Source organism: gamma proteobacterium symbiont of Scutellera amethystina (assembly GCF_059730845.1).
On record NZ_AP035935.1, the window covers coordinates 3,633,616 to 3,658,881 of the forward strand.

The following is a 25,266-nucleotide window of genomic DNA, read 5'->3' on the forward strand; positions in this document are numbered from 1 at the left end:
CGGGAAACAACAATGAGTGCTGAAACCACGATGGTCGACACCTGCTACGGCCCGGTGAGCGCCGACGTGATGGCGCGGGCGGCCAACATCCGCCTGCTGATTTGCGATGTCGACGGCGTGATGTCCGATGGCCTGATTTACATGGGCAACAGCGGTGAAGAGCTAAAGGCCTTTAACGTGCGCGACGGTTACGGCGTGCGCTGCCTGCTGACCTCGGACATCGAAGTGGCTATTATTACCGGCCGCCGCGCTAAACTGCTGGAAGATCGCTGTAAAACGCTCGGCATTACGCATCTTTACCAGGGACAGTCGGATAAGCTTTTGGCCTGGCGCGAACTCCTGGATAAACTGTCACTATCGGCAGACCAGGTCGCGTATATTGGTGACGACCTGATCGACTGGCCGGTAATGGCACAGGCGGGTCTGAGCGTGGCCGTCGCCGATGCGCATCCGGTGTTACTGCCGCGCGCGCATTACGTGACGCGCATTGCTGGCGGTCGCGGTGCAGTACGTGAGCTATGCGACCTGATTTTGCTGGCGCAGAACAAATTTGAGGATGCCAAAGGGCAATCAGTATGAGTAAAAGCAGGCGTTGGATAACGCTGATTCTGGCGCTGATCGCCCTGGTGCTGATCGGCTGGAATCTTACCAACCAGGACGACAGCGCCACGCCGGTGGCGACCAACGATCAGGCGCCGACCTACACCAGCGCCAACTCCAGCACCGTGGTGTATAACCCGACGGGTGCGCTGGCCTATAAGCTGGTCTCGGATAAAGTGACCTACTTTTCGGCCGAAGAAGTGAGCTGGTTCGATAATCCGGTGATGACCACTTACGACGAAAACAAAGTGCCCACGTGGTCGGTTCGTGCTGACAAGGCAAAGCTGACGAAAGATCGTATGCTGTATCTTTATGGCCACGTTGAAGTACACACATTGACGCAGGATTCCCAGCTTGAGCGCATCATCACGGATAATGCTCAGGTTAATCTGGTCAGCCAGGATGTGACGTCTGACGATCAGGTCACCCTATTTGGCCGCAGTTTTAACTCCACTGGCATGAAGATGCGCGGCAACCTACGGACAAAGAATGCCGAGCTGCTTGAAAAGGTCAAAACCTCCTATGAAATTCAAAATGAACAAAAATAGCCTTAAGTTGCTGCTGGTGAGTGCGCTGCTGGCAACCAGCCTGCCGGCGCTGGCGTTAACGGGCGATTCGGACAAGCCGGTTAACATCGACTCGGTGAACCAGGCGCTCGATTTGCAGGGTAACGTCGCCACCTTTACCGGCAACGTGATCGTGACCCAGGGCACCATCAAAATTACCGCCGATAAAGTGGTGGTAACCCGTCCGGGCGGCGACAGCAACAAAACCATCGTTGATGCCTACGGCAATCCGGCCACCTTTTATCAGATGCAGGACAACGGCAAACCGGTGCAGGGTCACGCCGCCAAACTGCACTATGAACTGGCCAACGATTTCGTCGAGCTGACCGGCAACGCCTTTATCGAGCAGCAGGACAGCAACATCAAAGGCGATCGCATCACCTATCTGGTGAAAGAGCAGAAAATGCAGGCCTACAGTCAGGGCCAGAGCAAGCGTGTCACCACCGTGCTGGTGCCGTCGCAGCTGCAGGATAAAAACGGTTCGTCTGCGAGCCCCAAAAAGAGTAACTGATCGCTATGGCCACATTAGTCGCTGAAAACCTGGCGAAAGCCTACAAAGGCCGTCGCGTAGTAGAAGATGTCAGCCTGCAGGTGAAATCCGGCGAGATTGTCGGCCTGCTGGGCCCCAACGGGGCCGGTAAAACCACCACTTTCTACATGGTGGTAGGCATCGTGCCGCGTGATGCCGGCCGCATTATTATTGATGAAGAAGATATCAGTATTCTGCCGCTGCATGCGCGCGCGCGGCGCGGCATCGGTTATCTGCCGCAGGAAGCGTCGATCTTTCGCCGTCTGAGCGTCTACGACAACCTGATGGCGGTACTGCAGGTGCGTGACGACCTGACGGAAGAGCAGCGTCAGGATCGCGCCAATGAGCTGATGGACGAGTTCCACATCGGTCATCTGCGCGACAGCATGGGCCAGGCGCTGTCGGGCGGTGAACGTCGCCGCGTCGAGATTGCCCGTGCGCTGGCCGCCAATCCAAAGTTTATCCTGCTGGATGAACCTTTTGCCGGCGTTGACCCCATCTCCGTTATCGATATCAAAAAGATCATCGAACACCTGCGTGACAGCGGCCTCGGCGTGCTGATCACCGACCACAACGTGCGTGAAACGCTCGCGGTGTGTGAGCGCGCATATATCGTCAGCCAGGGCCATCTGATTGCCCACGGCACGCCAGATGAAATTCTTGCAGATGAGCAGGTTAAGCGGGTTTATTTGGGCGAAGAGTTCAGACTCTGATAAGGTGTCGGCATACCCGACATTTGCTTAGGAAATTCTAGCCGGATTATGAAGCAAGGTTTGCAACTCAGGCTCAGCCAACAGCTGGCGATGACCCCCCAGTTGCAGCAGGCAATCCGCTTGCTGCAACTCTCTACGCTTGAACTCCAGCAGGAACTGCAACTGGCGCTGGAAAGCAATCCGCTGCTTGAACAAACCGATCTGCACGATGAAGTCGACGCCCGCGAATTTCAGGAGAACGAGGCGTTAGATACCCGTGAGGCACTCGAACAGAAAGAGATGCCGGAAGAGCTGCCGCTCGATGCCACCTGGGACGAGATCTACACGGCCGGCACGCCCTCCGGCACCGGCACCGATTACCAGGACGACGAGCTGCCGGTGTATCAGGGTGAAACCACGCAGTCGCTGCAGGACTATCTGATGTGGCAGGTAGAACTGACGCCGTTCACCGACACCGACCGCGCCATCGCCACCTCCATCGTCGATGCCATTGACGATACCGGTTATCTCACCGTCAGCTTACAGGACATTTGTGACAGTATTGGTGACGAAGAGCTGACGCTGGAAGAGGTGGAAGCGGTGCTGAAGCGCGTACAGCGTTTCGATCCGGTGGGCGTCGGCGCACGCGATCTGCGTGACTGCCTGCTGGTGCAGCTGTCGCAGTATGCGGCCGATATGCCGATGCTGAACGAAGCACGGCTGATTGTCAGCGAGCACCTCGACCTGCTGGCTAACCACGATTTCCGCAGCCTGATGCGCGTGACGCGGCTGAAAGAAGAGGTGCTGAAGGAAGCGATGCTGCTGATTCAGTCGCTCGATCCGCGCCCCGGGCAGTCCATCAATACCAGCGAGCCCGAGTATGTAATTCCCGATGTGCTGGTGCGCAAGACTGGCACGCGCTGGACGGTGGAGCTGAACGCTGACAGCCTGCCGCGCCTGAAGATTAATCAGCATTACGCCGCGATGGGCGGTTCTGCGCGTAATGACAGTGACAGTCAGTTTATTCGCAGCAACTTACAGGAAGCCCGCTGGCTGATTAAGAGCCTGGAGAGCCGCAACGACACGCTGCTGAAAGTGACGCGCTGTATTGTCGAACAGCAGCAGGCGTTTTTTGAACAGGGTGAAGAGTATATGCGTCCGATGGTGCTGGCGGATATCGCCCAGGCCGTGGATATGCATGAATCCACCATTTCCCGCGTCACCACGCAAAAGTATTTGCACAGCCCGCGTGGCATTTTTGAACTGAAGTATTTTTTCTCCAGTCACGTCAGCACCGAAGGCGGTGGCGAAGCCTCGTCGACGGCGATCCGTGCACTGGTGAAAAAATTAATCTCTGCGGAAAATCCCGCAAAACCCTTGAGCGACAGCAAACTGACCTCCATGTTATCTGAACAGGGCATCATGGTGGCGCGACGTACGGTTGCTAAGTATCGCGAGTCTTTATCTATACCGCCATCAAACCAGCGCAAGCAGCTGGTTTGACCGAAACAAGAAGGAAGACCTATGCAGCTAAACCTTACCGGACTGAATGTTGAGATAACCGACCCACTGCGCGAATTTGTAAATAACAAATTTGCCAAACTGGAACACTATTTTGATCGTATCAATCAGGTTTATATTGTTCTGAAAGTGGAGAAGGTGACGCAGATTGCGGAAGCAACCCTGCACGTCAACGGCGGGGAGCTGCACGCCACATCGGAAGCGGAAGACATGTACGCGGCCATCGACGGGTTAATTGACAAGCTGGCCCGTCAGCTGACCAAACACAAAGACAAACTGAAAAAACACTAACCTTCACGCTTGCAGAGTGCTGACGGGTTCAGCACTCAGAGGAGAAATGGGGCGGGTCACCGCCCCGTTTTGTCATCTGCGCAAGCGCCTGCAGTCACCTGCCCTGCCCGTTCGCGGTGTCCCGGTACGTGCCTTACGGCTATGTGAACACGCAAGTGAAACGATGATGAACAACGATCTGACACTGGAATTGAGCGCGGTCCTTTCGCTGGACTGCACCCGCAGCGGCGTACACTGCCAGAGTAAAAAGCGCGCGCTGGAAATTATCAGCGAGCTGGCCGCTAAGCAGCTCAATCTGCCGCACCAGACGCTTTTTGAAGCCATCCTGACCCGTGAACGCATGGGCAGTACCGGCATTGGCAACGGCATCGCCATCCCGCACGGCAAGCTGGAGGAGGATACGCTGCGCGCCGTTGGCGTGTTTATCAGCCTCGACCAGCCTATCGCCTTTGACGCCGTCGACAACCAGCCGGTTGACCTGCTGTTTGCCCTGCTGGTGCCCGCAGACCAGTGCAAAACCCATCTGCACACCCTGTCGCTGGTGGCGAAACGCCTGGCGGATAAAACCGTCTGCCGCCGTTTGCGCGCGGCACAGAGCGATGAAGAGCTCTACGCCATCATTACAGAAGCTCAGGAAGATCACGCTTAAGCGACAGACACTTTTACCGGCCTGCGTGCCGGTTTAACACGGGAGAAATGTGATGGTGCTGATGATCGTTAGCGGTCGGTCAGGCTCAGGAAAATCAGTCGCGCTGCGCGCCCTTGAGGACATGGGCTTCTACTGTGTCGATAACCTGCCGGTGGTGCTGCTGCCGGAGCTGGCGAACACCTTAACCGAGCGCAATATCTCAGCGGCGGTCAGCATTGACGTGCGCAACATGCCGGAATCACCGGAGGTGTTTGAGCAGGCACTGAACAATCTGCCGGAAGCGTTCTCGCCACAGCTGCTGTTTCTGGACGCCGATCGCAACACGCTGATCCGCCGCTACAGCGACACGCGCCGCCTGCATCCGCTCTCCAGCAAAAATCTGTCGCTGGAAAGCGCCATTGATGAGGAGAACGATCTGCTGGAGCCGCTGCGCTCGCGTGCCGATCTGATCATCGATACCTCAGAGATGTCGGTGCATGAGCTGGCAGAAATGCTGCGCACGCGCCTGCTGGGCAAGCGTGAGCGTGAACTCACCATGGTGTTTGAATCCTTCGGCTTCAAGCACGGCATCCCGATCGACGCCGATTACGTGTTTGACGTGCGGTTCCTGCCTAACCCGCACTGGGATCCGAAGCTGCGTCCGATGACCGGGCTCGATCGTCCGGTGGCGGCCTTCCTCGATCGCCACACCGAAGTGCATAACTTTATCTACCAGACGCGCAGCTATCTCGAGCTGTGGCTGCCGATGCTGGAAACCAATAACCGCAGCTATCTGACTGTGGCGATTGGCTGTACCGGCGGTAAGCACCGTTCGGTCTACATTGCCGAACAGCTGGCAGACTATTTCCGTTCGCGCGGTAAAAATGTGCAGTCCCGTCATCGCACCCTGGAAAAACGCAAATCATGACCGTGAAGCAAACCGTTGAGATTCGAAATAAGCTGGGTATGCATGCGCGCCCGGCGATGAAGCTGTTTGAGCTGGTGCAGAGTTTTGATGCGGAAGTGCTGCTGCGTAACGAGGCCGGTACCGAAGCCGAAGCCAGCAGCGTGATTGCGCTACTGATGCTCGACTCCGCTAAAGGCGGTCATATCGAAATCGAGGCCAGTGGCCCGCAGGAAACCCAGGCGCTGGCCGCGGTCATTGAGCTGTTTGAAGCCGGTTTTGACGAAGATTAACCGCGTCAGTGCAGCTGGTAACGGTTGAGGAAGCCCTCGCCGCCCAGCTGGCGCATCTGGCGCATAATCCACTGCTGGCGCTGACGAATGTAGCCGGACGGTGCATCCGCGCGGAAGCGAATCGGATTCGGCAGCACCGCCGCCAGCAAAGCGGCTTCCGCCATGCTCAGCCGACTGGCAGGCTTGTGGAAATAGCGCTGCGATGCCTCTTCCACGCCAAACACCCCGTTCCCGAATTCCGCAATATTCAGGTACACCGTCAGAATGCGGCGTTTGGTCCATACTGTTTCCAGCCCCACCGTCAGCCCGGCCTCCAGCCCTTTGCGCACCCAACTGCGGCCATCCCACAAGAACAGATTCTTCGCCGTCTGCTGAGACAGCGTTGATGCGCCGCGCATCCGTTCGCTGCCGTCATTGTCCAGCACCTGCTGAATGGCATGCACGTCAAAGCCCCAGTGCTCGGGAAACTTTTGATCTTCCGAGGCGATCACCGCCAGCGCCATCCACGGTGAAATCTCATCCATTCCCACCCAGTCTGAATGGGCGACATAATCGAAGCGTCCGCTGAACCACGCGCCAAGCTGCCGCTCCACCATTACCGCCGAAAACGGCACCGGCAAAAATGCGAACAGCACAATACCGGCCAGCCACAGACCCAGCCATGCCAGAAGCACCCTGCCAGCCAGCCGCTTCAGGCGCTGGACCATCTTCCCTTTACTCTTACTCATGCAATCGTCTCTTACCGGTTCCCTGGATTAATCAATTACTCAGGTCATGATTTCAAATAGCGGTGATGCAAGCCGGAATTTTATCTCTGCGGCATCGCGACCACCAGCCAAACTCATTGCGCGGGCAACCATCGTTCCTCTATTAGAGCCAGTCGCATCAAGCACTTCCGGCAAAAAGGAATCGGTTCCATGCAGAAAAATCGCGCAGCGCGCACGGGCATAAATACTTAACCGATTGTGATACCGCTCACGTTAAACCTTTCACAATGTTTAACTATCATCTTTAGTAGTCAGTGAAGATGTTCATTGACAACCGAGACCATTCTGAAAAACACGGCGCAAATAGCGACAATTACGCTTCAGACCAGGGCGCAACCTGTAAAACCTTTTACCGCCCATCCGGTTTACGCTAACCGTTCAATGCCCGAACTGGAACTTTCAGCCGGGGGTTTCCAAAACGTTTTGGATAACCGCCACAAAATCTGGTTATTCATTATTAAAATCAATAATATGAGCATAAAAACGGCCGTTGCGCTGCGCTTTTTGCCGTTTCCCTTCGCCGTGCAGCGCTTTCCGGACCGCGACTGTGGGAAAACCAGGCAAAAAACCGAACATTTGCTCAAAAATAGTGCAATACGCCAAAGAAATTGATTCCTTGCTTGACTGTGTCAGCAAATTAATGTTTTCTGTATTTAAACGCTGCTCAACATCACACAATTTAATGAATCTTGTCACAAGCTGTGGCGAATTTGCTAAGGTGATTTTGAAGCGTTAACCAATACCACGCTGTTGCTTTTGTATTCGATTTCTAATAATAGCAGCAGCGCCCATTTCCCTGGTGTTGGCGCAGTATTCGCGCACCCCGGTTTCGACTGGGGTCATTTTTTTCTGGCCCGCGCTATTTTTCCCGCTCTGCAACCCAGTTCCGTAATACTTCAACATCGTGCCGCCACTCGTGCTTCAGCTCGTCAACCCACTCCTGCACGTTATCCCACCAGGCCGGCAATTCCGGTGACTGAATCTGTTTCGCCAGTTTCTGCAGATGCAGCAGGCCGACCGAGCCCGCCGCGCCTTTGATCTTGTGCCCCTCTTCGGCGATGCCCTTCTGGTCACGCGCCATCATATTGGAGTCCAGCACCTCAAGATAACCCGGCATCATCTGCTCGAACATCGTCAGGCTTTGGGTGATCAGCCCCGGACCAACCAGCTCGATATACTGCTCCAGCATGTCGACATCCAGCAGCGTGCGTGACTGTTCCGCGTCGGCGTCACTCACCACCGCTTCCGCTTCAGCCTGGTAATCCCAGAATTTCTTGATCATCGCGGTCAGCGCTGGCACCGCCAGCGGTTTGCTCAGCACATCGTCCATGCCGGCATCGAGATACTCTTTTTTATCCTTCAGCACGTTGGCAGTCAGCGCGACCAGCGGCGGCAGCGTCACGCCGGCATGCTGCTGATGAATGGCGCGCGACACATCGAGGCCGGTCATGTCCGGCAGCTGGATATCCAGCAGCACCAGGTCGAACTCCTGCGGATCGAACATCGCCAGCGCCTCACCGCCGGTCATCGCCACCTCCACGCTGCAACCCAGCTTCTCCAGTACCGAGCGCGCCACAATCACGTTGAGTTCGATGTCTTCTACCAGCAGCACGTGCAGCGCCGGCAGCGGCATGCTGTCGTCCTGATCCTCATCTTCCACTTCATCCGCCACGCGCGGCGCGTGGATTTCCACGGTAAAGCACGAGCCCTGACCCGGTGCGCTGCTAACAGTAATGTCGCCGCCCATCGCCTGCGCCAGCCGGCGTGACACCGCCAGGCCAATCCCGGTGCCGGTGGCCGGTTTACCGCCGTGCTGATCTTTTACCTGGTAATACATGGCGAAGATTTTGTCCTGCTCTTCCTGCGGAATGCCCATCCCGGAGTCCTGCACCTCAAAGTGCAGCGTTTCGTCCTGGCGATAGGCGACGCGCACCACGATTTCGCCCTGCCGGGTAAACTTCACGGCATTGCCGATCAGGTTCCACAGAATCTGGCGCAGGCGCGTGCCGTCGGCGGAGATCTTGTGCGGCAGCGGCAACTCCGGTGCCATGACAAACTTCAGCCCTTTCGGCTGCGCCAGCAGGCCGGAGAGGTTTTCCAGGTCGGCGAGGAAGCCGGTGAAATCCAGCGGCTGGTTATCCAGCTGCACTTTGCGCCGCTCAATCTTGTCGACTTCAATCACATCATTAAAGATGTTACCGAGGGTGATGGCCGAGACGTGAATGGTTTTAAGGTACTTCAGCTGTTCCTGGTTGAGATCGGTGTCCAGCAGAATGCGGCTCAGTCCGACGATGCCGTTAAGCGGCGTACGCAGCTCGTGGCTGATGGTAGAGATAAAGGTGGTCTTTTCACGGCTGGCGTTCTCCAGCGCGTCCTGATAGCGCTTACGCTCGGTAATATCGCGTCCGAAGCCCATCAGGCCGCTGCGCTTACCGACGCGGTCGTAATACGGCACTTTGCGGATTTCAAAGCAGGCTTTGCGCCCGTCCGGATACTGCAGCCACTGTTCATAGGTGAGCGACACATTGTGGCGAAACACCTTCTCATCGGTCTCCAGCACCTTAGTGGCGGCATCTTCGTCATAAATGTCGCGCGGCGTCAGGCCAATCAGCTGCTTCTCGCTCAGGCCGGTGAGCAGTTCCATGGCGCGGTTACAGCCGGAGAACTGTTTGTCGATGTTGCGATAGAACACCAGATCGGGCGAGGCATCAAGGAACGAGCGCAGGAAGGAAGATTGCTGCTCCAGCTCAATCTGCGCCTGCTCGCGCCGCGCCATCTCTTCACGCAGCTTGTCCATCACCTGTTCGCGCGCCTGCTCTGCTTTAATACGGTCGCTGATTTCCTGGTTCAGCTGGCTGATGGTCTCTTTCATCTGCTGATTCAGTTCCAGATCGCGCGTGCGCATCTCCTCCAGCTTGTCGACCAGCTTCGACAGCCGCTGGCGCGACTCCTCCAGCTGATCGACCACCACGGAGAGAAAGTAGACCGCCCACGGCGTGATCAGCAGGCCAAAGAACACCGAACGCACCACGTCGATACTCTCAACGTGGCCACGCAGCACCATGGTGACCGCCATCTGCACCACCATTGCCAGCACCACCAGCGCCGAAGCCAGCAGCAGCGAAAACCGCACCAGCCCCAGCTTGACCATTAAATCCACGTAGTACTGAGCTAAAAGACGAATCTGTTTCATTACGCGCTCCCTGAACGAATCTGGCTCATCATAGCGTAATTATCCGCGCGCTGCGCCGCCGCGCTCGCCGCACTGACGGCCTTTACGCCCTGTTATGGTGCAGCAGCGCGGCATTTCGCCGACGTTCACGCCGTTATGCCTAAAGCGCTTGACTAATTCTGCTAACTGAATAATCTGGAGGGCCGCGCTTTTGCGGGTCCCCGTGCCGCGTGCCCGGCGCATCCGCTTTCTGCAGCCATCCCTCCTGATGGTTGCCTTCCGTTATTGCATATCCATTCAGCTTAAGTGCTGTTTTAATCACACCCTGGTTAATTAATTTTACTAATGGCAACCGCGTTTTGATTCAAATGTTCCGCCATAAGAAAAACAGATACATGCTGTGCACGAAACGGTCCAAACAGAATTTTGTGCTGGCATCCGCACATTCAACAGCATGGTCTGGAAATATGAGGCCGATCACACAGTGAGACGGCTCACACTTCATAAGGGAATCAGAAAGGTCAGATTGACATATATTTACGTAATAAAAACATAATAATCATACAGTTAAATCGCAAAAAGGCTAATTAACCGTAATAAAGCTGGCTATTTGACCTGAGTTCGCTTTCCCGATAAGTTGGAATTCCGCTGGATGCTTTCCAGTCGGGACTGTGTCTCGGCATATCTATGCAGCAAGAAGACTCCCTCTGGATGCAAGTTATCTCCCTTAGAGACCGGATTTTATGGACAGCCAATCAAGGACGTGAATCAGTGCCTTGATTGTCGTTGTCCGGTGTTGCGACGTCCGCGTAAAAGCGCGCGAAAACAAATTGATACAGCACGCAGCAGCGCTCTGTGCCTGAAATAATGCAGGTAATGTCTAAAGCAGTTTAAGGAGACCCTCAATGTCCACTCAACAACCTAACCCCTGGGGTTTGTATGATCCATCAGCAGGAAGCGACAGCTGTGGTGTAGGTTTCATTACCCGCAAGGACGGCGAGCAGACCCATGAAATCCTGCAGATGGCGCATAGCGCCCTGTGCACGGTACCGCACCGTGGCGGGATGTCTGCAGAGGGTGTGGGCGATGGTGCAGGCGTTAACGTTGACCTCTCCCTGAACTTCTTCCGTAAGCTGACCGGTCAGGCGCTGGAAGCGGGCCGCTTTGGCGTGGGCAACTTCTTTGTGCCAAAAGATGCGGCGCTGCGCGCGAACGCAGAGCGTCTGGTTGAAGAGACGCTGGCCGCTTACAACTTCCCGGTGCTGCTGAAGCGTGATATGCCGCTGGACAACAGCGTCACGCGCCCGGCCGCACAGCAGTTCCAGCTGCCGATCGTGCAGTGGGTGTTTGCCGCACCGCAGGACGTTACCGAGCAGAGCGAATTCGAACGCCACATTTACCGTGCGCTGCTGGACATCGAAGCACGCGCCTTTACCGAAAGCGAATTCGGCGGCCTTTATCCGCTGTCGCTGTCGTCGCGCACTCAGGTGTTCAAAGCCCGCCTGAACTCCAATGAAGTGATTCCCTACTTCAAAGATCTGACCGATCCCGATCATCAGGTACGCGGACTGTTTTTCCATACCCGCTTCTCCACCAATACCGATCCGCATACCACGATGGCGCAGCCGTTCCGCCTGATGGCGCACAACGGTGAGCTGAACACGGACCGTAAAAACCGCATCGCGGAAGCGGCACTGATGCTGGCGCGCGGCAAAAAGATCGTGCGGCCAAAAGGCCAGTCTGACAGTTCGCGTCTCGATCAGAGCATCCACAGCCGTCTGATGGAAGATAACCTCGATCTGATCAACGCCGTGGTTTCAATGATGCCGCCGGCGTGGGAAAACGACACCTCGCTGTCGGCTGAAGTACGCGCCATGCTGGAATACTTCTCGCTGTATGAAGAGAAGAACGACGGCCCTGCCGCGCTGATCTTCGGTAACGGCGAAGTGATTGGCGCACGGCTGGACCGTCTTGGCCTGCGTCCGCTGCGCTCCGTAGAAACCGCTGAATACATCGGTGCGATGTCAGAAGCCGGCCAGATCGCCTTCCCACCGGAGAGCGTGCTGCGCCGTGGCCGTATCGAAGCTGGCGGCATGCTCTATTACGATCACAAAGAGAAACGCTCTTACACCACCGTGCAGGCGCTGGAAAAGCTGGCGGCGGAAAAAGATTATCTGTCCCTGGTGCAGGCGGCACGCGTTGAACTGCAGCAGCTGCCGGAAGTGCCGGCAGAGAAACTCGGCTCACCGCTGCGCTATCGCGGCGACCTGAAAACCTATCAGCGCTTTGTGGCTTACTACTACAACCAGGAAAGCTTCAAATTCATGATGGACCCGATGCTGCAAACCGGCGCTGAGAAGATCTCCGCGATGGGTTACGGCAACGCCATCAATGGCCTGTCCGATCATGAAGGCGGCATGGCGCACTACTTCTCGCAGCGCTTTGCACAGGTCACTAACCCGCCGCTCGACTCCATCCGTGAAGCGGACGGCATGACGCTGCGCGTGGCCCTTGGCGCTAAACCGCACCTCGGCCGCAGTAAAGGTCAGCAGATCATCGTGCCAAGCCCAATCCTGACGCACCTGGACATGCTGCGTCTGCGCGAGCAGAAAGTGGCGCCGTATGCGCGCTTCGAGATGCTGTATGAGCCGGTGATCGGTAAAGACATCGTCAGCCGCGCCGCCAACGCCAAAGCGCTGGAAAACGCTATCGATAACCTGGCGCAGCAGGTGGTGGATTTTGCCCGTCAGCAGGGCGGCATCGCGGTGATCACCGATCGCCATATCTCTTCAACTCATGCGGCCATTCCGATGCTGCTGATGGTGTCGGCCATCAACCAGCGTCTGGTGCAGGAAGGCCTGCGTCTGGATGTGTCACTGGTGGTCGAGAGCGGCCAGAGCATCTCCTCGCACCATATCGCCGCCACGCTCGGCTTTGGCGCCTCTGCCGTGTATCCGCTGGGCGTACAGATGCGTGCAGAAGAGAAGTTTGGCGAAGGTGAAGAAGGCAACAAAGCGTTCAAACGCTATGCCAAAGCGGCAGAAAAAGCGCTGATGAAAACCATGGGCAAAGTGGGCCTGTGTACCGTTGAGAGCTACAGCTGCGGTGAGTTCTTCGAGCCGAACTTCCTCGATACCGAAGATCCGGTGCTTAAGAAATATTTCCCGAATATCAAAACTCCGGTGGGCGGCGCGGGCTTCCCGGCCATCGCGCAAATGGCGGTGGACTGGCACCAGAGCGCACTGAAAATTCAGGGCGAAGCCGAAGTGCCACTGCTGGGTCTGTTCAAAGAACGTTCTGAGGGTGCGGGCCACTCGTATGGCACCATCGCAGTACGTACCTTTATTGATATGACAGAGCAGCCGATTCGTTTCGCCGACAAAGCGCGCGAAGAGGACAACTTTATCCGTCTGATGACGCTGGCCAGGCTGGATAACGCGTTCAGCATCAAAGCCGAGTCGTTTAAAGACAGCAGCTTCGAGCGCATCCCGAATGCGGTGATCGACAGCTTTGCTATCACGCCGGATTACCGTCAGTTCTCCAGCCTGATGCACGCTGAGCGTAAGCGTCGTCCGGCGGCGCTGCGCGACATCCTCGCGCTGCCGTGCGATCTGACCCACGTGGACAGCGAAGCCGAATTTGGCCGCAAGCTGGGCCGCTACTCGCTGGTTAACAACGGCTTCGCCATTCGCGGCCTGCGCTGCGAAGCGGTGAACGGCAGCCTCAACCAGTTTGAGCTGCGTCTGATTGATGCCATTGCCGGCCTGAAGCCGGAGAGCGAGCGTCTGGCCGCGCTGTCACGCGCGCTGAAAACCCGCTTTAACGATGAGATCGAAAGCAGCAGCATCACTGAAGGCGTGTTGCACATTACCGCTTACGGTCAGGCAGCAGATTATCTGGCAAAAATCTTTACCGCGCTGCCCTCGCTGCCGCTGGAAGAGATCCAGCCGGCGCACGAAATCACCCGTACCTTCGCCTCAGGCGCCATGAGCCACGGCGCGCTGGTCGCGCCGGCGCACGAAGCGGTAGCGCACGGCACCAATATGGTGGGCGGAATGAGTAACTGTGGTGAAGGTGGCGAACACTATTCACGTCACGGCACCATTCGCGCATCGCGCATCAAACAGCTGGCGTCCGGTCGTTTCGGCGTATGGGCGGCTTATCTGGCCGACCCGATGCTGGAAGAGCTGGAGATCAAAATTGGCCAGGGCGCTAAACCGGGCGAAGGCGGTCAGCTGCCAGCACCGAAAGTGACGGTGGAGATTGCGGCCGCGCGTGGCGGTACGCCGGGCGTTGAGCTGGTATCACCGCCGCCGCATCACGATACTTATTCTATCGAGGATTTGGCGCAGCTGATCCACGACTGTAAAGCGGCACGCGTGCGCGTTATCGTCAAACTGGTGTCGTCTGAAGGCATCGGTACTATCGCAGTCGGCGTGGCAAAAGCCGGCGCAGACGTCATCAACGTCGCCGGTAACACCGGCGGCACCGGCGCGGCGTCGGTCACCAGCCTGAAATACACCGGGCGCGTGGCGGAAATCGGTATCGCCGAAGTACACCAGGCGCTGTGCGCGAACGGGCTGCGTGACAAAGTGCAGCTGCGCTGCTCCGGCGCACAGCAGACCGGCAGCGACGTGATCAAATCGGCCCTGCTCGGCGGCGACAGCTTCGAGTTCGGCACCACCGCGCTGATGATGCTGAAATGCGTGATGGCGAAAAACTGTAATGTCAAATGCCCGGCTGGCCTCACCACTAACGCTGAAGCCTTCGATGGCGATCCGCGTCAGCTGGCGCAGTACTTCATCAACGTGGCGCAGGAAGTGCGTGAGTTCCTCGCACGCCTCGGTCTGCGTTCGCTGCGTGAAGCACGCGGCCGCTCTGACCTGCTGCACCTGATGGATCATCCGCTGGAAGTGGGCAAACTCGATCTGCGCGCCATGCTGACCGTGGTGCCGGAGCAGAAGATCGCTCAGCCGGTGTATCTGGAAAAAGATTTCGAGCTGGACGATGGCTGGGTAGAAGAGCTGAAAGCGCAGCTGGTTGATGCCGCCCGCCGCGAGATTACGCTCGGTAACGGCGTAACGCTGAACAACCGTAACAAGAGCGTTGGCGGTCAGCTGGCGATCGATATTGAGCGCATGCTGAACCACGAGCTGTCGGCGCAGCAGCTGGCCGCGCTGCCGGCGGTACTGCAGGATGACCGTGGCCGGAAATATCTGGCACCGCGCACAGTGCAGATTGATACCCGCGGGTCAGCCGGTCAGTCATTTGGCGCGTTCTGCAACGACGGCATGCAGATGAAGCATTACGGCACCTGTAACGATGGCGTCGGTAAAGGTCAGTGTGGCGGCGAACTGGTGGTGATGTCACCGGGCGGCGGCGCACAGGACAGCGACGGCAACGTGCTGATTGGTAACTTTGCGCTGTTCGGCGCGACCGGCGGTCGTCTGTTTGTTCAGGGCCAGGCCGGTGACCGTTTCGCCGTGCGTAACTCGGGCGCCACCGCGGTGGTGGAAGGCGTCGGCGACTTCTGCTGTGAATACATGACCAACGGCGCGATTCTTAACCTCGGCACCTTTGGTAAAGGTTTCGGTAACGGCATGAGCGGCGGCTTCGCCTATCAGTACGATCCGTACCGTTCGCTGGCCGCGCACGCCGCAGGAGATTCGGTGCTGTTCGGCTCCATCGCTGACGAAGACGAAATGGCGCAGGTGCACAAGCAGGCAGTGCTGACCATGCTGCACTGGCACCTCGAAGCCACCCAGTCGCCGCGCGCGGCGTGGCTGCTGGAGAACTGGGAAACCGAGTGTCAGCACTTCGTTTACGTGATGCCGCGCTCGCTGCTGCTGTATCAGGACGGCGGCGAGATCCTGAAAGCGAAAACGCGTAAGGATTTGCTGGAAGAGCTGTCCACGTCGCTGGCCGCGCATCAGGTTGCCAAGTTCAAATCAGCCTGGCGTGCGGGCAAAACCATCGCCGACGGTGCGGTACCGGCCTACGGCGCGACCGATACGCAGGAGATGTTTGTTCTGCTGAATAACTACACCGTTCTGAGCTTCGCGCAGCAGCTGGCGCTGGGCAAACTGCCGAAAGGCACAGCGGTGGAAGACGCGGCAGTCGAGAAAGCGGTTCGCAACCTGCTGATGACCGAAGATTTCGCGCTGGTCAGCAAGCTGCAGCGTCATGCCCGTGCGGCCATTGAGAACTACAGCGATGATGAGCTGGCAAGCCTGATCGCCGCCAAGCGTATGTCGGATTACAAAGCCGCGCTGACGCAGCGCAACATTCGCTCCATGGACAGCCTGGCAACTTATGGCTGGATCATTTATCAGGACGCCTGCAACCGAGAGGTGCTGGGCCATCTACCTGATTTTGAAGAGCTGTTTGCACGCGCCGCACTGCCAGAGATTGCCGCCGCGGTCGGGAAACTCTCCTGATTGTGCTGCGAAAGAAGATTGATGACGATAAAACGGTTTGAGTACTGATATCCATGAAGATTCCTTACATTCCTGAAGACGCGCCGTTTAACGGCGAACAGAAATACTGGCTGGCGGGGTTTCTCGCCGGTCTCCACTCGCGCCTGCTGGTATTAGAAGACAAGCAGACCGCACCGGCAGCGGGTGCCAGCGCCACCACCCAGCTGCATATTCTGTTTGGTTCCCAGACCGGTAACGCCGAAGCGCTGGCGCAGACCGCAGCCAAAGCGGCGCGCGCTAAAGGCCTGGTGCCGGTAGTGCAGGCGCTGGGTGAAGTGGATCTGGATGTGTTCGCCACCATGCGTCATGTACTGATCGTCACCTCCACCTACGGCGAAGGCGAAATGCCAGACAACGCACAGCTGTTCTGGCAGGCCATCTCAGCCAGCACCGCGCCGCGTCTGGAGCAGATGCACTTTGCCGTGCTGGCAATCGGCGATACCGGCTACGACGGTTTCTGCCAGGCCGGTAAGTTCATTGATATGCGCCTGGAGCAGCTGGGGGCGAAACGCGTAGTGGATCGCATCGACTGCGATATCGATTACGAAGAGCCTTCCAGCGAGTGGATTGGCAGTGCCATGCCACAGTTTGCCGCCAGCGCGGGCAGCAGCGGCACGGTGCTGGAGAGCGCGCCGGAAGCGCCGGTGATCCCGGGCAGCAACAAGCAAAACCCGTACGCGGCGGCGCTGGTGACCAATAAGCGTCTGTCCGGCGAGCAGTCCGCCAAAGATATCCGTCACTTCGAATTTGACCTGAGCGACAGCGGCCTGAAATACGAAGCCGGTGATGCGCTGGGCGTGATCCCGGTGAACGATGCCGGTCTGGTGAGCCTGCTGCTGAGCGAGCTGAAAGCCGACTACGAAACCCCGGTGCCGGGCTTTGACCGTAACCTCGGCGATCTGCTGACCTATCAGTTCGAGATTTCTGAGCCGTCGCGCAAGCTGATTGAGTGGGTCGGACAGCACACCACCAACCAGGAACTGCTGCACGTCCTGCAGCACGACGATAAAGACACGCTGGCCAACTGGCTGTGGGGCAAAGATACGCTGGATCTGCTGCAGCTCGAGCTGAAGCGCAGCCTGTCGGTGCCGGAGCTGGTGGCGATGCTGCGTCCGCTGCAGCACCGTGCTTACTCCATTTCGTCCAGCTCGAAGGCGCACCCTAACCAGGTGCATCTGACCATCGCTTCCGTGCGCTATCACAGCGGTGGCCGCGAGCGTAAAGGCGTGTGCTCCACCTATCTGGCTGAACGCGTGCGTCGCGGAGAGAAGCCGGCGATCTTTATTTCGCCGAACAAAGCGTTTCGCGTGCCGGCGAACAATAACGCCCCGCTGATCATGGTCGGTCCGGGTACCGGCATCGCGCCGTTCCGCGCCTTCCTGCAGGAGCGCCAGGCGACCGGTGCTGAAGGTAAAAACTGGCTGTTCTTCGGCGACCAGCATCAGGAACATGATTACATTTACGCGGATGAGCTGGCGGGCTGGCAGCAGAGCGGTCTGCTGACGCATCTCGACCTGGCCTTCTCCCGCGATCAGGAAGAGAAGATTTACGTGCAGAACCGCATGCTGGAGAAAGGCGCTGAGCTGTACGCCTGGCTGCAGGAAGGCGCCTACTTCTATGTCTGTGGCGATGCCTCACGCATGGCGAAGGATGTCGATGCCGCGCTGTATGAAGTGGTGCGTCAGTTCGGTGGTCTTTCCAGCGAACGTGCCGCAGCCTATATCGATCAGCTGAAGAAAGATAAGCGTTATCTGCGCGACGTTTATTAAGATCGGTACAAAGGGAGCGCTACGCTCCCTTTGGTCTGCCGCGCGCTAAGCCGCGCTGCGACACAGGCATAAAAAAACGGGCTAATCAGCCCGTTTTTTATTTTCCGCGATTTACTTCACTACGCGCAGTGAAGGACGTCCACCGCGCGGCGGCGGTTCGTCATCCGGTGAAGAGTCGTCATCCGTCGCATCGTCCGGACGGTCACCATCAATCACCGACATCAGCGTCTCTTCCTGGCCGCCTTCCTGCTCGTCGCCGGACAGCTCATAAGCCGGCTCCGGTTCGAACATGGTGCCGGCGCCGTTTTCGCGCGCGTAAATCGCCAGCACCGCAGCCATCGGCACGGATACCTGGCGCGGCACGCCGCCGAAACGCGCATTGAAGCGCACCTGATCGTTGGCAAGCTCAAGGTTACCCACCGCGCGCGGTGCGATGTTCAGGACAATCTGTCCGTCACGAGCGTACTCCAGCGGCACCTGTACGCCAGGCAGATTGATATCCACCACCAGATGCGGCGTCAGCTGGTTGTCGAGCAGCCATTCATAAAAGGCCCGCAGCAGATAGGGACGGCGGGCAGTAAGTTGCGACATTTCCATAGATTAGCCCCGGGCTTGCAGGCGCATTTCACGTTCGGCTTCCGTCAAAGAAGCGAGGAAGGAGTCACGTTCAAATACGCGCGTCATGTAGCCTTTCAGCTCTTTCGAACCTGCGCCAGCCAGATCCACACCCAGCTGCGGCAGACGCCACAACAGCGGCGCCAGATAGCAGTCAACCAGGCTGAACTCTTCGCTCATAAAGAACGGCGTACGTGAGAACAGCGGCGCAATGGCCAGCAGCTCTTCGCGCAGTTGCTTGCGCGCGGCATCGGCTTCGGCACCGCTGCTGGTTTCAATGGTACGCATCAGGCTGTACCAGTCCTGCTCAATGCGGTGCATCATCAGACGGCTTTCACCGCGCGCGACCGGATAAACCGGCATCAGTGGCGGATGCGGGAAACGCTCATCGAGGTATTCCATGATGATGCGGGATTCATACAGCGTCAGTTCACGGTCGACCAGCGTTGGCACAGTGCGATACGGGTTGAGGTCAATCAGATCCTGCGGCAGATTATCCGTTTCAACCTGCTCGATCTCCACGCTGACGCCCTTCTCAGCCAGCACGATACGTACCTGATGGCTGAAAATGTCAGTCGGACCAGAAAACAGCGTCATTACCGAACGTTTGTTGGCAGCGACAGCCATGAAAACCTCCAAGTTTGTTCACAAAAAAATACTGCGAATAGCCAACCACGCGGCGACTCACCTGCTCATCAGATTCGCACACAGCCGGGCGTTACGGGCATTGTCCGGTCGTCCCGACAGGAGCAGTATGCACAACGCCGCGACTCGCGGGCGCAAAGTGTCAGTCAGTTTACCAGATTTTAAGCAGCTTGTGGGGCGGGGATAATCATTTGCGGGCAAAATGCGGGGAAAGCTCGCGTTTTTGCGCTGAAAAAGCCGCGATTCAGGCAATAAAAAACCCGCCGAAGCGGGTTTTTTGAGCCAATTGTAACTGCCGAAGCAGCCAGCAATTAACGCTTGGAGAACTGTGGACGACGGCGTGCTTTACGCAGACCGACTTTCTTACGTTCAACCTGACGCGCGTCACGGGTAACGAAGCCCGCTTTACGCAGTTCAGAACGCAGAGACTCGTCGTATTCCATCAGAGCGCGGGTGATACCGTGACGGATCGCACCAGCCTGACCAGAAATACCACCACCTTTAACGGTGATGTACAGGTCCAGTTTACCAACCATATCAACCAGCTCCAGCGGCTGACGCACGACCATGCGTGCAGTCTCACGACCGAAGTACTGCTCCAGAGAGCGCTGGTTAATGACGATGTTACCGCTACCCGGCTTGATAAAGACGCGAGCGGCAGAGCTTTTGCGGCGACCAGTGCCGTAGTTTTGAGTTTCAGCCATTGCCTATAATCCCGATTAAATGTCAAGAACTTGCGGTTGCTGCGCCGCGTGGTTGTGCTCGTTACCTGCGTAAACTTTCAGTTTACGGTACATAGCACGACCCAGTGGGCCTTTTGGCAGCATGCCTTTAACCGCGATTTCAATCACACGCTCAGGACGGCGTTCGATCATCTCTGCAAAGGTCGCTTGCTTGATACCACCGATGTGGCCAGTGTGGTGATAGTAAATCTTGTCGTTACGCTTGTTGCCGGTTACAGCAACTTTGTCAGCGTTCAGAACGATGATGTAATCACCGGTATCAACGTGCGGAGTGTATTCCGCTTTGTGCTTACCACGCAGACGGCGCGCCAGTTCAGTCGCCAGGCGACCCAGGGTTTTGCCAGTTGCGTCAACAACATACCAGTCACGCTGTACGGTTTCTGGTTTAGCTGTAAAAGTTTTCATTGAAAAGCTTACCCAAATAAAAGTTACACGTTGGTGAAATCCCAAACGCTAAGTTAACGATTGAGGCTCACACGACCAATTCGCCCAGCAAGCCCACCCCCTCAGGTAGAGTTACCGGATCACACAGTTTTCCGGGAAAAGAAAGCCTGTGCTGTAACGTGGGGTCGCAAGATTATAGAGAAGTCGAATCTAAAGATCGACTCTTTTTGCGCCCGAAGCGGTGATTTCTGTTTGCCCCTCAGGGCAGGTGCGGCAGGCGAAGATACTCCTCGCTCTGCATCTCCTGCAGGCGCGACAGACAGCGCTGATATTCGAATTTCAGCCGCGTGCCCTGATAGATTTCAAACAGCGAGGTTTCTGCCGCCACCACCAGCTTGACGTGGCGCTCATAGAACTCATCCACCAGCGCGAGGAACCGCCGCGCCTGGTCTTCCGTTTTGTAAATCATCACCGGCACATCGTACAGCAGCACGCTGTGGAAGCGGCGCGACAGCTCAATGTAATCGTGCTGGCTGCGCCCTTCACCGCACAACGCGAGGAAGTTGATGGCCAGTACGCCTTCGTGAACGCCGAGCGTCGGCAGCTGGCGATGGTTAATCTCCAGCACCGGCGCGTCGCCGCGCGGTTTACCGGACAGCGCGCTGAACATGCGCTCCATCTCCGCGTGCGTCGCGTCGTTAAGCGGGAAATTCCACAGATGGGCCGATGTCAGGGTGCGCAGGCGATAATCAATGCCGGCATCGACATTCATCACATCGCAGTGGCGCTTGATCTGCTCGATAGCCGGCAGAAAACGCGCCCGCTGCAGGCCGTTGCGGTACAGCTCATCCGGCGGAATGTTGGAGGTCGCCACCAGCGTGATGCCGCGGGCAAACAGCGCTTCCATCAGCGTACCAAGCAGCATTGCGTCGGTGATGTCGGAGACGAAAAACTCGTCGAAACAGAGAATATCGGTTTCCGCTTTGAAACGGTCAGCGACAATCAGCAGCGGGTCGCTGTGGCCCTGCAGCTGCGTTAACTCTTCGTGCACGCGCAGCATGAAGCGATGGAAATGCAGACGCAGTTTGCGATCGCCAGGAATAGACTGAAAAAACAGATCCATTACCCAGGTTTTACCGCGTCCGACGCCGCCCCACATATACAGGCCACGCACCGGCGCTTCATGGCTCTCCGGCGCTTTATTCATCAGCTTTGATAAGCGGCCAAACAGCCCTTTAGCTGCCGGCTGCGGCTGCTGCTGGCGGGCAATCAGGCCTTGCTGAATGCGATCTAAACGGGTGATGGCGTCACGTTGTACATCGTCCGGACGAAACTCGCCCTGCGACAGCGCCTGCTCATAGCGCGCAAGCGGAGATGAGGTTTGCATGGTTCTCTCAGAATCCCTGAAAAAGTCCGATTCACGTGTCGGTTGTCGAAAATTAGGCCGCTCTACACTAAGCGATACAGCCCGAGGATTCCACTTCCGATGGATTAACGGGTATAGTGGCTACTATTGAAGTTGAAACAGAAGCAATGCCCTACGAAGCAACGGAAATTACACGGGAGTCATTATGACCTGGGAATACGGGCTGATTGGTTTAGTGATTGGCATTATTGTCGGCGCGGTAGCGATGCGTTTTGGCAACAAAAAGCTGCGTGAGCAGCGCAGCATGCAGTACGAACTGGAAAAATCCAAAGCGGAGCTGGCGGATTACCGCGAAGAGCTCACCAACCACTTTGCGCGCAGCGCAGAGTTGCTGGACAACATGGCGCGCGACTATCGGCAGTTGTATCAGCACATGGCGAAAGGGTCGAATGACCTGCTGCCAAATCTGCCCGGCGAGAAAAACCCGTTTGCTTACCAGCTGACGGAAGCCGAGGCCGATAACGACCAGGCGCCGGTGCAGATCCCGCGCGACTACTCTGAAGGCGCATCGGGCCTGCTGCGCAGCGGCGAACGCACCACCCGCAGTTAATCCTTTTGGGGCACAGCATGGCTGTGCCCTTTTTGTTTTCCGAACGCTTATTACCAATAACTGTCACACTTCTTTTATCCCCCTTTTCGCAGCGAGAGCGTCATAGCAATGAAAAAACCAGCACGACTGTTAAGCGCATTAGCCTTGAGCATTGGGATGAGTCTGGCGGCGACGCCGGGTGCCATGGCCACGTTGCCGGCACAGATTCAGGGACAAGCACTGCCAAGCCTGGCACCGATGCTGGAAAAAGTGCTGCCGGCGGTGGTCAGCGTGCATGTCGAGGGCACCGACAGCGGTCAGCAGGGCCAGGATATTCCCGAGCCGCTGAAGCGCTTCTTTGGCCAGGCGCCCGGGCAGTCTCAGCCACAGCCGTTTGAAGGACTGGGTTCCGGCGTCATCATCGACGCAGCTAAAGGCTACATTCTGACCAACAATCACGTGGTAAACGGTGCGGATAAAATCAGCGTGCAGCTGAGTGATGGCAACGAATATGACGCAAAGCTGATTGGTCATGACGAGCAAACCGACATCGCGCTGATTCAGGTAGAAGGCGCAAAAAACCTCACGCAGGTGAAAATTGCTGATTCTGACGCGCTGAAAGTGGGTGATTTCGCCGTGGCGATCGGCAACCCGTTCGGCCTCGGCCAGACGGCGACGTCCGGCATTATCTCGGCGCTGGGCCGCAGCGGGCTGAATCTGGAAGGGCTGGAAAACTTTATTCAGACCGATGCCGCCATCAACCGTGGTAACTCTGGCGGCGCGCTGGTGAACCTCAACGGCGAGCTGATCGGCATTAACACCGCCATTCTGGCGTCGAGCGGCGGCAACATTGGTATTGGCTTTGCCATCCCCAGCAACATGGCGATGAACCTGGCGCAGCAGCTGATTCAGTTCGGCGAAGTGAAGCGCGGTCAGCTCGGGATCAAAGGGACAGAAATGACCGCCGATATCGCGAAAGCGTTTAACGTCGATGCGCAGCGCGGAGCATTTGTCTCTGAAGTGCTGCCGAAGTCGGCGGCGGAACAGGCGGGCATCAAAGCGGGCGACATCATTACCGCCATTAACGATAAGCCAATCACCAGCTTTGCCGAGCTGCGGGTGAAAGTCGGCACCACGCCGCCAGGCCAGCAGGTGAAAATCGGTCTGCTGCGCGATGGCAAACCGCTGACGGTGACCGTAACGCTGGAACAGAGCGCGCAGAGCACCGCCAGCGCCCAGCTGATGTCGCCAGCGCTACAGGGCGCCACGCTCAGTGACGGCAATACCAAAGCCGGCGATAAAGGGGTCAAAGTCGATACCATCGAAAAAGGCACGCCGGCAGAACAGGTTGGCCTGCAGAAAGACGATGTGATTGTCGGCGTCAACCGTACGCGGGTGCAGAGCCTCGCCGAGATGCGCAAAGTGCTGGAGGGCAAACCGCCGGTACTGGCGCTGAACGTGGTGCGCGGCGACGAGAGTATTTACCTGCTTCTGCGATAATCCTCGCAACGGGCGGACAAGCAGGTGTTTGTCCGCCCTTCTCGTGCTATTCTGCCCTGCGATCAACTCTTGCCTGAAATAACACCATGTTTCTTAAACTTTTACGTTCTGTGGTGATGGGCCTGATCGTGGCAGGTTTACTGCTTGTCGCGATCCCGGCGCTGCGAATGGGCAGCAACGTCACCTTTGATCACGACAGCAGCGCCGATGAAGCGCCCTTCAGTTTCAATCAGGGCGTGCGCCGTGCTGTGCCGGCGGTGGTCAACGTCTATAACCGCAGCGCGCACGGTAACAATAATCGCGGCATTACCACGCTCGGTTCCGGCGTCATCATGAACGCGAAAGGCTACATCCTCACCAACAAACATGTCATCAATAACGCTGACCAGATTATCGTCGCGCTGCAGGACGGACGCTTTTTTGAAGCGACGCTGGTGGGCTCCGACGCCATGACCGATCTGGCGGTGTTAAAAATCAGCGCCTCTAATCTGCCGGTAATCCCGATCAACGCCAAACGTGTCGCGCATATTGGTGATGTGGTGATGGCGATTGGCAACCCGTACAACCTCGGCCAGACGGTCACCCAGGGCATCATCAGCGCCACCGGCCGCATCGGTCTGAGCTCCTCCGGTCGGCAGAACTTCCTGCAAACCGATGCCTCGATCAACCAGGGGAACTCCGGCGGCGCGCTGATTAACTCGCTGGGCGAGCTGATGGGCATCAACACGCTGACTTTCGACAAAAGCAACGACGGCGAAACCCCGGAAGGCATTGGTTTTGCCATTCCGACCGCGCTGGCGACCAAAATCATGGATAAGCTGATCCGCGATGGCCGGGTGATCCGTGGTTATATCGGCATTACCGGGCGCGAACTGCCGCCGCTGCACGGTCAGGGCAGCAACCTCGATCGGGTGCAGGGCATTATTGTCAGCGAAGTGACGCCGGGCGGTCCGGCGGATCGCGCCGGCATTCAGGCCAATGATGTCCTGCTGCAGGTGAACGGTAAGCCGGCGCTGTCCGCGCAGGAGACCATGGACCAGGTGGCAGAAATCCGCCCGGGATCGGTGATTGATGTGCAGGTGCTGCGCAATGAGCAGAAGATGACGCTGCCGGTTACCATCCAGGAGTTTCCGGAAGCGGCCAATAATACCTCGCCGTAAACGCACCCGGCCGCGGACAGCGCCATCGCTGAGCCGCGGCCGGGTGTGCAGAACCG

The 25,266-nt window shown here is 57.4% G+C and carries 22 protein-coding genes; 15 read left to right on the forward strand and 7 right to left on the reverse strand.

Features of this window, described 5'->3' with window-relative positions:
* Positions 1-12 precede the first annotated feature (12 nt).
* The 9 genes from kdsC (at position 13) to npr (ending at position 6,024) form a co-directional block, all read left to right on the forward strand.
* The gene (gene kdsC, locus AC6I79_RS17190; RefSeq protein WP_021507739.1) at positions 13-579 is read left to right on the forward strand and encodes a 3-deoxy-manno-octulosonate-8-phosphatase KdsC; all 567 of its coding nucleotides are present in this window, start codon (positions 13-15) and stop codon (positions 577-579) included.
* Positions 576-1,148: an LPS export ABC transporter periplasmic protein LptC gene (gene lptC, locus AC6I79_RS17195; RefSeq protein WP_021507740.1), complete on the forward strand. Its 573-nt coding sequence runs from the start codon at positions 576-578 to the stop codon at positions 1,146-1,148. The genes kdsC and lptC overlap by 4 nt, the downstream gene beginning before the upstream one ends.
* Positions 1,123-1,677 carry a lipopolysaccharide ABC transporter substrate-binding protein LptA gene (gene lptA, locus AC6I79_RS17200; protein ID WP_031279739.1) on the forward strand — a complete coding sequence of 185 codons (555 nt, stop codon included), beginning with the start codon at positions 1,123-1,125 and terminating at the stop codon, positions 1,675-1,677. Before lptC ends, lptA begins: the two co-directional genes overlap by 26 nt.
* A gap of 5 nt (positions 1,678-1,682) precedes the next feature.
* Positions 1,683-2,408: an LPS export ABC transporter ATP-binding protein gene (gene lptB / locus AC6I79_RS17205; protein WP_010618248.1), complete on the forward strand. Its 726-nt coding sequence runs from the start codon at positions 1,683-1,685 to the stop codon at positions 2,406-2,408.
* A gap of 48 nt (positions 2,409-2,456) precedes the next feature.
* Positions 2,457-3,890 carry an RNA polymerase factor sigma-54 gene (rpoN, locus tag AC6I79_RS17210; RefSeq protein WP_031279740.1) on the forward strand — a complete coding sequence of 478 codons (1,434 nt, stop codon included), beginning with the start codon at positions 2,457-2,459 and terminating at the stop codon, positions 3,888-3,890.
* 21 nt (positions 3,891-3,911) lie between these two features.
* The gene (hpf, locus tag AC6I79_RS17215) at positions 3,912-4,199 is read left to right on the forward strand and encodes a ribosome hibernation promoting factor (protein WP_010618250.1); all 288 of its coding nucleotides are present in this window, start codon (positions 3,912-3,914) and stop codon (positions 4,197-4,199) included.
* Positions 4,200-4,365: 166 nt separating this feature from the next.
* Positions 4,366-4,848 carry a PTS IIA-like nitrogen regulatory protein PtsN gene (gene ptsN, locus AC6I79_RS17220; RefSeq protein WP_031279741.1) on the forward strand — a complete coding sequence of 161 codons (483 nt, stop codon included), beginning with the start codon at positions 4,366-4,368 and terminating at the stop codon, positions 4,846-4,848.
* A 52-nt stretch (positions 4,849-4,900) separates the two neighbouring features.
* On the forward strand, positions 4,901-5,755 hold the full coding sequence (rapZ, locus tag AC6I79_RS17225; RefSeq protein WP_021507744.1) for an RNase adapter RapZ: 855 nt from the start codon (positions 4,901-4,903) through the stop codon (positions 5,753-5,755).
* Positions 5,752-6,024, forward strand: a complete 273-nt coding sequence (npr, locus tag AC6I79_RS17230; RefSeq protein WP_058759594.1) for a PTS phosphocarrier protein NPr — start codon at positions 5,752-5,754, stop codon at positions 6,022-6,024. The genes rapZ and npr overlap by 4 nt, the downstream gene beginning before the upstream one ends.
* Positions 6,025-6,029: 5 nt before the next feature.
* Here the strand turns inward: npr and mtgA are convergent, their stop codons facing one another.
* Positions 6,030-6,752 (reverse strand): monofunctional biosynthetic peptidoglycan transglycosylase, encoded by a 723-nt coding sequence (mtgA, locus tag AC6I79_RS17235; protein ID WP_031279742.1) that lies wholly within the window; start codon positions 6,750-6,752, stop codon positions 6,030-6,032.
* Positions 6,753-7,058: 306 nt separating this feature from the next.
* Between mtgA and AC6I79_RS17240 the strand changes: the two genes are divergently transcribed.
* Positions 7,059-7,403 (forward strand): hypothetical protein, encoded by a 345-nt coding sequence (locus tag AC6I79_RS17240; protein ID WP_159377353.1) that lies wholly within the window; start codon positions 7,059-7,061, stop codon positions 7,401-7,403.
* Positions 7,404-7,650: 247 nt separating this feature from the next.
* Here the strand turns inward: AC6I79_RS17240 and arcB are convergent, their stop codons facing one another.
* Positions 7,651-9,984 carry an aerobic respiration two-component sensor histidine kinase ArcB gene (arcB, locus tag AC6I79_RS17245; protein ID WP_159377354.1) on the reverse strand — a complete coding sequence of 778 codons (2,334 nt, stop codon included), beginning with the start codon at positions 9,982-9,984 and terminating at the stop codon, positions 7,651-7,653.
* Between the two features lie 884 nt (positions 9,985-10,868).
* On the opposite strand from arcB, the gene AC6I79_RS17250 reads away from it, so the two are divergent.
* Together AC6I79_RS17250 and AC6I79_RS17255 are read left to right on the forward strand one after the other, a co-directional pair.
* Positions 10,869-16,400, forward strand: coding sequence for a glutamate synthase-related protein (locus AC6I79_RS17250; protein ID WP_498027455.1), 5,532 nt, complete (start codon positions 10,869-10,871; stop codon positions 16,398-16,400).
* 53 nt (positions 16,401-16,453) lie between these two features.
* On the forward strand, positions 16,454-18,208 hold the full coding sequence (locus AC6I79_RS17255) for a sulfite reductase subunit alpha (RefSeq protein WP_021507751.1): 1,755 nt from the start codon (positions 16,454-16,456) through the stop codon (positions 18,206-18,208).
* A 111-nt stretch (positions 18,209-18,319) separates the two neighbouring features.
* Here the strand turns inward: AC6I79_RS17255 and sspB are convergent, their stop codons facing one another.
* The 5 genes from sspB to zapE form a co-directional block, all read right to left on the reverse strand.
* The gene (sspB, locus tag AC6I79_RS17260; RefSeq protein ID WP_021507752.1) at positions 18,320-18,805 is read right to left on the reverse strand and encodes a ClpXP protease specificity-enhancing factor; all 486 of its coding nucleotides are present in this window, start codon (positions 18,803-18,805) and stop codon (positions 18,320-18,322) included.
* 3 nt (positions 18,806-18,808) lie between these two features.
* Complete coding sequence (gene sspA, locus AC6I79_RS17265) at positions 18,809-19,450, reverse strand: stringent starvation protein SspA (protein ID WP_021507753.1); 642 nt, start codon at positions 19,448-19,450, stop codon at positions 18,809-18,811.
* Positions 19,451-19,779: 329 nt separating this feature from the next.
* Positions 19,780-20,172, reverse strand: a complete 393-nt coding sequence (gene rpsI / locus AC6I79_RS17270) for a 30S ribosomal protein S9 (RefSeq protein WP_021507754.1) — start codon at positions 20,170-20,172, stop codon at positions 19,780-19,782.
* 15 nt (positions 20,173-20,187) lie between these two features.
* On the reverse strand, positions 20,188-20,616 hold the full coding sequence (gene rplM / locus AC6I79_RS17275; RefSeq protein ID WP_021507755.1) for a 50S ribosomal protein L13: 429 nt from the start codon (positions 20,614-20,616) through the stop codon (positions 20,188-20,190).
* Positions 20,617-20,854: 238 nt separating this feature from the next.
* On the reverse strand, positions 20,855-21,982 hold the full coding sequence (zapE, locus tag AC6I79_RS17280; RefSeq protein ID WP_058759600.1) for a cell division protein ZapE: 1,128 nt from the start codon (positions 21,980-21,982) through the stop codon (positions 20,855-20,857).
* A 184-nt stretch (positions 21,983-22,166) separates the two neighbouring features.
* Between zapE and zapG the strand changes: the two genes are divergently transcribed.
* From zapG to degS, 3 genes are all read left to right on the forward strand, one after another.
* Positions 22,167-22,571 carry a Z-ring associated protein ZapG gene (gene zapG / locus AC6I79_RS17285; protein ID WP_021507757.1) on the forward strand — a complete coding sequence of 135 codons (405 nt, stop codon included), beginning with the start codon at positions 22,167-22,169 and terminating at the stop codon, positions 22,569-22,571.
* 108 nt (positions 22,572-22,679) lie between these two features.
* Complete coding sequence (gene degQ, locus AC6I79_RS17290; protein WP_031279744.1) at positions 22,680-24,050, forward strand: serine endoprotease DegQ; 1,371 nt, start codon at positions 22,680-22,682, stop codon at positions 24,048-24,050.
* An 86-nt stretch (positions 24,051-24,136) separates the two neighbouring features.
* The gene (degS, locus tag AC6I79_RS17295; protein ID WP_021507759.1) at positions 24,137-25,210 is read left to right on the forward strand and encodes an outer membrane-stress sensor serine endopeptidase DegS; all 1,074 of its coding nucleotides are present in this window, start codon (positions 24,137-24,139) and stop codon (positions 25,208-25,210) included.
* The last annotated feature ends 56 nt before the right edge of the window (positions 25,211-25,266 follow it).

Bases quoted from the DNA above. Each gene is read 5' to 3' on its own strand.
- kdsC (WP_021507739.1), top strand. From the start codon at position 13: ATGAGTGCTGAAACCACGATGGTCGACACCTGCTACGGCCCGGTGAGC.
- rplM (WP_021507755.1), bottom strand. From the start codon at position 20,616: ATGAAAACTTTTACAGCTAAACCAGAAACCGTACAGCGTGACTGGTAT.
- AC6I79_RS17250 (WP_498027455.1), top strand. From the start codon at position 10,869: ATGTCCACTCAACAACCTAACCCCTGGGGTTTGTATGATCCATCAGCA.
- zapE (WP_058759600.1), bottom strand. From the start codon at position 21,982: ATGCAAACCTCATCTCCGCTTGCGCGCTATGAGCAGGCGCTGTCGCAG.
- rpsI (WP_021507754.1), bottom strand. From the start codon at position 20,172: ATGGCTGAAACTCAAAACTACGGCACTGGTCGCCGCAAAAGCTCTGCC.
- AC6I79_RS17255 (WP_021507751.1), top strand. From the start codon at position 16,454: ATGAAGATTCCTTACATTCCTGAAGACGCGCCGTTTAACGGCGAACAG.
- zapG (WP_021507757.1), top strand. From the start codon at position 22,167: ATGACCTGGGAATACGGGCTGATTGGTTTAGTGATTGGCATTATTGTC.
- degS (WP_021507759.1), top strand. From the start codon at position 24,137: ATGTTTCTTAAACTTTTACGTTCTGTGGTGATGGGCCTGATCGTGGCA.
- sspA (WP_021507753.1), bottom strand. From the start codon at position 19,450: ATGGCTGTCGCTGCCAACAAACGTTCGGTAATGACGCTGTTTTCTGGT.
- rpoN (WP_031279740.1), top strand. From the start codon at position 2,457: ATGAAGCAAGGTTTGCAACTCAGGCTCAGCCAACAGCTGGCGATGACC.
- hpf (WP_010618250.1), top strand. From the start codon at position 3,912: ATGCAGCTAAACCTTACCGGACTGAATGTTGAGATAACCGACCCACTG.
- ptsN (WP_031279741.1), top strand. From the start codon at position 4,366: ATGAACAACGATCTGACACTGGAATTGAGCGCGGTCCTTTCGCTGGAC.
- lptA (WP_031279739.1), top strand. From the start codon at position 1,123: ATGAAATTCAAAATGAACAAAAATAGCCTTAAGTTGCTGCTGGTGAGT.
- mtgA (WP_031279742.1), bottom strand. From the start codon at position 6,752: ATGAGTAAGAGTAAAGGGAAGATGGTCCAGCGCCTGAAGCGGCTGGCT.
- lptB (WP_010618248.1), top strand. From the start codon at position 1,683: ATGGCCACATTAGTCGCTGAAAACCTGGCGAAAGCCTACAAAGGCCGT.
- sspB (WP_021507752.1), bottom strand. From the start codon at position 18,805: ATGGAAATGTCGCAACTTACTGCCCGCCGTCCCTATCTGCTGCGGGCC.
- arcB (WP_159377354.1), bottom strand. From the start codon at position 9,984: ATGAAACAGATTCGTCTTTTAGCTCAGTACTACGTGGATTTAATGGTC.
- degQ (WP_031279744.1), top strand. From the start codon at position 22,680: ATGAAAAAACCAGCACGACTGTTAAGCGCATTAGCCTTGAGCATTGGG.
- npr (WP_058759594.1), top strand. From the start codon at position 5,752: ATGACCGTGAAGCAAACCGTTGAGATTCGAAATAAGCTGGGTATGCAT.
- rapZ (WP_021507744.1), top strand. From the start codon at position 4,901: ATGGTGCTGATGATCGTTAGCGGTCGGTCAGGCTCAGGAAAATCAGTC.
- lptC (WP_021507740.1), top strand. From the start codon at position 576: ATGAGTAAAAGCAGGCGTTGGATAACGCTGATTCTGGCGCTGATCGCC.